We start from the raw sequence: 6283 nt of genomic DNA, 5'->3' as shown, positions 1-6283 counted from the left end.
ATGGTCACAGAAGTCTGTCTCGCGCGGGGTCGTAACAATCACGAAATGTGGGCCAGATCCAGTTTTCACGCGTCGTCGACAGGCCGGTACCGAGAATGGAACTACCGATCTCCTGGGCCGGAGCCGGCAGGGCACGCGGGCGCCTCTACACCCGCGATTCGCAAAGCAGTGTCAGGAGAGTCGTGCCCGATTGAGGCGGGTGGTGCGGCTGGTGAGCGTCACCACGCGGTGAAGGCCGTGGTGCGGCTTCTTGCAGCGCATGCCGCTGCAGCACGAACCAGCTGCCAGCCGCAGCCGGAGGGAAGGAAGCGGTCAGGCGATGAGGAAGAGCCGCCTGACCGGCGGAGGCGTCGCATGCTGCCCGATGGTCATGATGACCTGGTTCAGGGTGAGCGTGAGAGGCGAGAACGGCCACGACAGGAGATGAGGACGCCTGGGCGGGAGCATGCGGGCCCGCCGCGCACAAGATGGCGTGGAAGACGATAACCGCGCTCAGCACGCCGAACCACAGCCCTGCCCCGGTAAGGAGCCGGGAAGTGAGCGGATGGGCGTGTGCGGTCACAGAGTGAACCGTACATCACTCTCTGTGCATGATTCATCGACTACGGGTAAACACCGCCGGAGGCGTGTGCTTTGCGCAAGCAAACATCGCCGCCCGATCCCGAGCTCGGACGGCGATGTCGACGGTCAGCAGATGGGGACCTGTCCGCCGCCTCTACTATAAGTGATAGTAAGCGGGCGTGGAACCGGACGCCGAGCCGCGATGCCAGCACTTCGCATGCCTTAGGGAGAGGGGCGCGGCAACGATCTCTCTTTGCTCACGCCGGCTGGCCATCCTACGATCTACCTTCGTAGGGGTTCGCATCGAAATGACCGATCATCAATGGATGAGGGAGAGCATGCACGGGTTGATCCGCCGATCTCCCCTGCGGATGCTCCGCTCGGTGCTCCTTGTCGCGCTCGCCCTGGGGATCGCCGGGATGCACACGCTCGGACATCTGGAGCACGAGGCCGGACACGGCGATACGCCCGGCCTCGTGGCACCTGCGCCCTTCCCGGATCACAAAACGTTCGAAGCCGAGGCTGCACCCTCTGGCGCCATGACGGTCCACGATGGAACGCAGATGCGGGCTGCCGGGGACGCATTTCCTCGCTTCGATCCGGTCTCCGTCTGCCTGGCCGTACTCACTTCAGTCCCCCTCCTCATCGCCGCCATGGCGCTGCGGTGGACCTGGCGGTCACCCCACTCCGGGGCGGCCCGCACCTCAGCGGCGCTCGTTGCCGCCCGCCCTCCACCTCGGAGAACGGCACGGCGCCTGGCCCATCTGTCGGTTCTGCGCATATAGGCCGGTCAGTTCGGCGGGCGGCAACGAGCTCCCGCTGTAAAGGATCATGGTCAGTCCCGAAGCACCGGAAAGAGATCGATGAAGATGTTCACCAACCACCGCCTCTCCCGCAGGATCACCTTGACCGCTGCCGCGGGGGCCGCTGCCCTGTTCCTTCTCACCGCTTGCGGAGGCGGGGAAGAGCACGCGACCGGGCATCCCGGCATGACCGGCAGTGCCCCGGCCACCACAAGCGCGCAGCCGGCAGCCTCCTTCAACGACGCCGACGTCACCTTCGCCCAGCTGATGATCCCGCACCACGAGCAGGCCGTGGAGATGGCCAAACTCGCCGAGACCCAGGCCGCCGACGCGGAGATCAAGGAACTGGCAGCGGAGATCAAGGCCGCCCAGGACCCGGAGATCGCCACCATGACCGCCTGGCTGACGGCCTGGGGCAAGGCGACCATGCCTGACGGCGCCCACGGTGGCCACGGCATGCCCGGCATGATGACCGAGGAGGACATGGTCAAGCTCCAGGAAGCCAAGGGCGCGAAGTTCGACCGGATGTTCGCCGAACTGATGATCGCTCACCACCAGGGCGCGATCGAGATGGCCAAGACCGAGCAGGCGCAAGGGCTCAATCCTGAAGCCAAGCAGCTGGCCAAGACCATCGAGACCGCCCAGCAGGCCGAGATCGAGCAGATGCGGAAACTCCTCGACCGCCTCTGACAGGGACCTCACACATTCCGCGGCGCCCAGACGCGTTTTCTGCCTGGGCGCCGCAGGAGGTCCGGCCTCAGCTTCGCTGGGTCTCTCCCCTCACCGGTGACGCAGCGTGCTCCGCGTTGCTCCAAGGTGGGCTCTACCAGCTGTCGCGCGCAACATCACCCTCGGTGGGGCTGCTGGAACCGCTGATAGTCCTCGGGCACGGGGATGTCGAATCGCTCACACAGCGCCGAGACATCAGCCCAGTCATCGGCGTCGACGGCATAGCCGGTGTGCAGGCGCACCAGCCAGGGCGGGCTGATGCAGGCCACCTCGCGGCCGCCGATCCAGCCGGTGCCGGCCAGGGCCGCAGCCGGGTAGCACTGGCCGTTGTCGGGCGGGCCGTAGATGCCGTGGCCGCCGGCGTCCACGGCGACGACGTCGATGTCGATCAGGTGCCCGGCCTCATCACCCAGGACGAAGTTCCAGGCGGTGGCCTCATCCCCCGGCACCGGCCGGTATCGGCGATCATGCAGAGCGGCGACGGCCGCGGGCGCATCGTGCTGCTGCACGATGATGTCCAGATCGCCGTGCCGGCGGGTTTGTGCGCCCAGGCAGGCGTCCACCGCCCACCCGCCGTCCAGCCAGATACCGATGCCCAGGTGATCCATCAGGGTCAGGAATTCACCGACGTCAGCGGCGGTCATCTCGGGGGCGGCCACACCGCCCAGTGTGGCACCGCGATGCCCCATGGCCGGCGGGATCGCCGGTGCTCAACCGTGCGTTCGCATGCCCCGCTGAGGGCGGGGCGGTGATGCCGACCGTAGGCTGTCGAAACGGACTCGACAGCCCCAGCGGTCGACGCCCGGCTAGGACAGCTGCAGCAGCGGGCCGAAGATGTGCACGCCGAGCTGCCAGGCCTGCTCCTGGGCGAGCACCTGCCCGGCCACGTGCGGGTGCGCCGCCGCCCAGGCCTGCGCGGCGTCGGTGCTGGTGAAGAAGTTGATGACACCGCAGCACAGATCCGCCGCCACGGAGGCCGCCACGGCATCCGCCCGGGATTCGCATGGCGGGGGTTCGGAGGGGCGGCTCCCGCAACCGGTCGGCTGCCGGCCGTAGAAGACCACGGCCGCGGCCGGCTCCCACACCGGCGCCTGGCCGTGGGCGGGCACAGTGATGGTGATCGCGCGGCCGGTGCCGGGTTCGGCGGAGTGGATCGTCACCTCGGTGCCGAGCATCGCGGCGATGCCGAGCGCGTCGATCGCGCACATCGCGAACACCTCCGGCCCGCCGCTGATCCGTACCCGATGCGGGGTCGGAGCCGGGGAGAACGGGTAGACGGCGCTGATCGCCCCGCGTGCGTCCAGGCGTAGGAAGTCGGCGGCGTGCAGCTGGGCCAGCGCCCGATCACCGGTGGTGGTGTAGGGGGCGGCGGCCGCGTCCAAGTCGGCCTGCGCCGGGGCCTGTCCGGTGGCGGCGAAGGCGCGCAGGACGCGCTGGTGCACCGCGCGCAGCCCGCCCTCGATGGGGGCCAGGCGGCCGAGTCCGGCGCGGCCGGCGGCCTGGGCCAGCGCGGCTGGGACCGGAGCGGCGTCGGCGGCGCGGCGCAGCGCCTCGCGCAAGGCCGCGACCGAGGGAGCGCCGCCACTCGGGCCGTTTTCGTCGTGGTAGAGGCGGCAGGAGAGGCTGGCCGGGGTGGTGGGGGCGGCGAAGACGTCGACGCCGTTGATCAGCAGGGTCGGGGAGCCGTGCATGCCCCACCGGGCCGCCTGCGCCTCGGTGGCGACCACCCGGTGGGTGAGGGAGGCGTCGGGGTGGCCGGTAAGGGCTTGGGCGAGCCGCTCACGCAAGACGCCCTCGTTCGGGCAGTCCGGCACGGTCAGCAGGGTCAGCTCCAGCATGATGGCCTCCGGGTCGTGGGCGGTGTGCGGGTGCTCACCGCAGACGGTAGAGGTTCCAGTGCGCTGGAAGGTCAAGCCTAGGCTGGAGGCATGCGCATCGGAGTGCTCGCCCACCGCGCCGGAGTCAGTGCCAAGACCATCCGGTTTTACGAAGCGGCCGGGCTGCTGCCTGAGCCGCCCCGCACCTCGGCCGGTTATCGCGACTACCCCGCCGAGGCCGCCGCCCGGCTGGCCTTCATCCGCGACGCCCAGGCCGCGGGGTTCACCCTGGCCGAGATCGGCGGCATCCTGGCCATCCGGGACTCCGGCACCGCCCCCTGCCGGCACGTCACCGACCTGATCGATCAGCACCTGGCCCAGATCGAGCGGCGCCTGGCCGAGCTCGCCCAGATGCGCCAGGCGCTGCAGCGCCTCAAGCACCGAGCCGCGGCCACCGACCCCGCCCGCTGCGCCGGCGATGAGGTGTGCAGCATCCTGATCAGCCCGGCGAACGGCGATCGGCAGACGCCTACGGACAACAACCGGGCCCATGATCGCTGACAATGCCCCAGGCGCTCAACACCAGCCGCTCCGAGGAGAGGGCTGAGAGCACCGCACCGGCAGGTTCAGCCCGCGTAGGCGGGGTGGCCGAAGCCGACGATGTCCTTCATACCGCGGGTGCGGCTGACGACCTTGTCGCTGATGTTGGCCTCGACCGTGGAGACCGTGCCGTCGGGGTTGACGCCGGTCACCAGGCCGACGTGGTCGATGGCCGAGATGTTCTTGGAGCCGCCCCAGTCGAAGAAGACCAGGTCGCCCACGCGCGGGGTGCGATCGAAGCGGCCCTGCTTGTTGAACCACTGGGCGTGCCACGGGGTGTAGGCGTAGATGCCCATCTGGTCCTGCACGCCGTACTGGACGGCCAGCCACGCCAGGAACATGTCGCACCAGGGCGCCGCGGCGAAGCCCTTCTGCTTGGTGTAGGTGTCATACCACTTGCCGTAGAAGCTCGTGCCGTCGGCAGCCTCGCCCTCGCCGACCTTGCTGCGGGCGGTGGCGATCATCTGCTGGACCTTGGCGTTGGCCGTCAGCGGCGCGGCGGCCGGAGAGGGAAGATCCCCGGCCGAGGCCTGGTCTGGTGCCTGAAGTCCTTCGCCTGGGGTACCGGTGCTCAGGCCCTGGCCTGGCGAGGGGATGTCCGCGGTCTGCGACTGCTCCGGAGCCGGAGTCTCGGTGGCCGGAATCTGGTACGGCGTGACCCGCTGCTCGATCATCGCGATCTGGCTTTCGATCTCGGCGATCCGTGCCTGCATCTCCGCGAAGGGAACCGCGCCGGAATCGCTGTCGGTGATCGTGGAGATGTCGGTGGCGCGAGCCGTCCCGGTGGACAGGACGGTGAAGCTGGCGGCGCCGGCGAAGACCAGACCAATGGACAAGCTTCGGCGGTAGAAGGCATGCGACAGACCGGGCAAGGATGCGTTCCTTTTCTTTCCGTTACCTGCGGGAGGAGGACACCTCGTGACGCCGGATACGGAGCCCGTACTGATCCCAGCGCGGACTACGGACTCGCCATGCGGACCATCAGTCAGACGTGGTCTCGCAGGAACGACCCTTGGCGCATCCTGTCGTCGCCTGGACATTCGACTATGACGGATAGTTCCTGAGGGAAATTGCAATGACGGTCCACCGGCTCCCCGCCCTGAGGTGCGGGGAAGGCGGTGTCATCGTCATGCGTGGACGGATCCTGACGGCAGGAACCCATGCGATCGGCTCCGTGCGCTATGCGCCGCATCAGAACGGGCAACCGTCCCACACCCTCGCTGAACCTAATACGACCAGCCGAAAAGCGACCTCGCCCATCTGCGAGGGGCCGTGTCGCAGACCGGCAAGGGCCCGGCCGGGCCACCGGAATCCTTGCGTGACCGCTGACAGCCGACGGCGTGGCGTGGAGATCTCCGGACAGCCTCGGCCGAGGTAGATCTTTTGAGCTTTATGTGACGTTTTGTTCAGCTTCTCGGAACATATCTACTACATTGCATCGTAATGGCTGGTGACCTGCCTTCATCGGGAAGGCGACCCGCCCGCCGCCGAATCCCATCGGCGGTGGAGACGACTCCGCCGCCGGGAACCGGGGACCCAACCATGCGAGACCGTGGATCTTCCCTCGGGCTCGCCGGGGTGAATCCGCCGCGCGAAGGGGCGGTAGGGCGACTCCTGGCCCGAACCCGTCAGCTCACCCGGTAGGCGGTCGACGAAAAGGAGAGACCCGGGTGAGAGCAGGCCACTCAACCCCTCACCGGACGCTGCCCCGCCGGCAGCGCCTCATCGGATCGCGAACCGTGCGCGACTGCCGGTCCAAAACCGCCTGAGCGG

Annotated in this window: 5 protein-coding genes, 1 pseudogene and 1 riboswitch; of the genes and pseudogenes, 3 read left to right on the top strand and 3 right to left on the bottom strand. The window is 68.5% G+C overall.

What is annotated here, in order from left to right; all coding sequences use genetic code 11:
* The first annotated feature begins 869 nt into the window (after positions 1-869).
* Together IEZ06_RS37780 and IEZ06_RS32415 are read left to right on the top strand one after the other, a co-directional pair.
* On the top strand, positions 870-1346 hold the full coding sequence (locus IEZ06_RS37780) for a DUF6153 family protein (protein WP_373293977.1): 477 nt from the start codon (positions 870-872) through the stop codon (positions 1344-1346).
* 276 nt (positions 1347-1622) lie between these two features.
* Positions 1623-2054, top strand: a pseudogene (locus IEZ06_RS32415) (DUF305 domain-containing protein); the annotation flags it as partial.
* A 155-nt stretch (positions 2055-2209) separates the two neighbouring features.
* Here the strand turns inward: IEZ06_RS32415 and IEZ06_RS32410 are convergent.
* Together IEZ06_RS32410 and merB are read right to left on the bottom strand one after the other, a co-directional pair.
* Complete coding sequence (locus IEZ06_RS32410; RefSeq protein ID WP_189240483.1) at positions 2210-2752, bottom strand: nucleotidyltransferase domain-containing protein; 543 nt, start codon at positions 2750-2752, stop codon at positions 2210-2212.
* A gap of 147 nt (positions 2753-2899) precedes the next feature.
* On the bottom strand, positions 2900-3931 hold the full coding sequence (merB, locus tag IEZ06_RS32405; protein ID WP_229799025.1) for an organomercurial lyase: 1032 nt from the start codon (positions 3929-3931) through the stop codon (positions 2900-2902).
* A gap of 90 nt (positions 3932-4021) precedes the next feature.
* Between merB and IEZ06_RS32400 the strand changes: the two genes are divergently transcribed.
* On the top strand, positions 4022-4471 hold the full coding sequence (locus IEZ06_RS32400) for a heavy metal-responsive transcriptional regulator (RefSeq protein ID WP_189240482.1): 450 nt from the start codon (positions 4022-4024) through the stop codon (positions 4469-4471).
* Between the two features lie 65 nt (positions 4472-4536).
* Here IEZ06_RS32400 and IEZ06_RS32395 read toward each other — a convergent pair whose 3' ends face one another.
* Positions 4537-5346 carry a CHAP domain-containing protein gene (locus tag IEZ06_RS32395; RefSeq protein ID WP_189240481.1) on the bottom strand — a complete coding sequence of 270 codons (810 nt, stop codon included), beginning with the start codon at positions 5344-5346 and terminating at the stop codon, positions 4537-4539.
* A gap of 639 nt (positions 5347-5985) precedes the next feature.
* Positions 5986-6173: riboswitch (cyclic di-AMP (ydaO/yuaA leader) on the top strand.
* Positions 6174-6283: the final 110 nt, after the last annotated feature.

This window comes from Planomonospora antibiotica, from assembly GCF_014647955.1.
Lineage (GTDB): Bacteria > Actinomycetota > Actinomycetes > Streptosporangiales > Streptosporangiaceae > Planomonospora > Planomonospora parontospora.
This window is presented reverse-complemented; position numbering and strand designations above follow the sequence as displayed.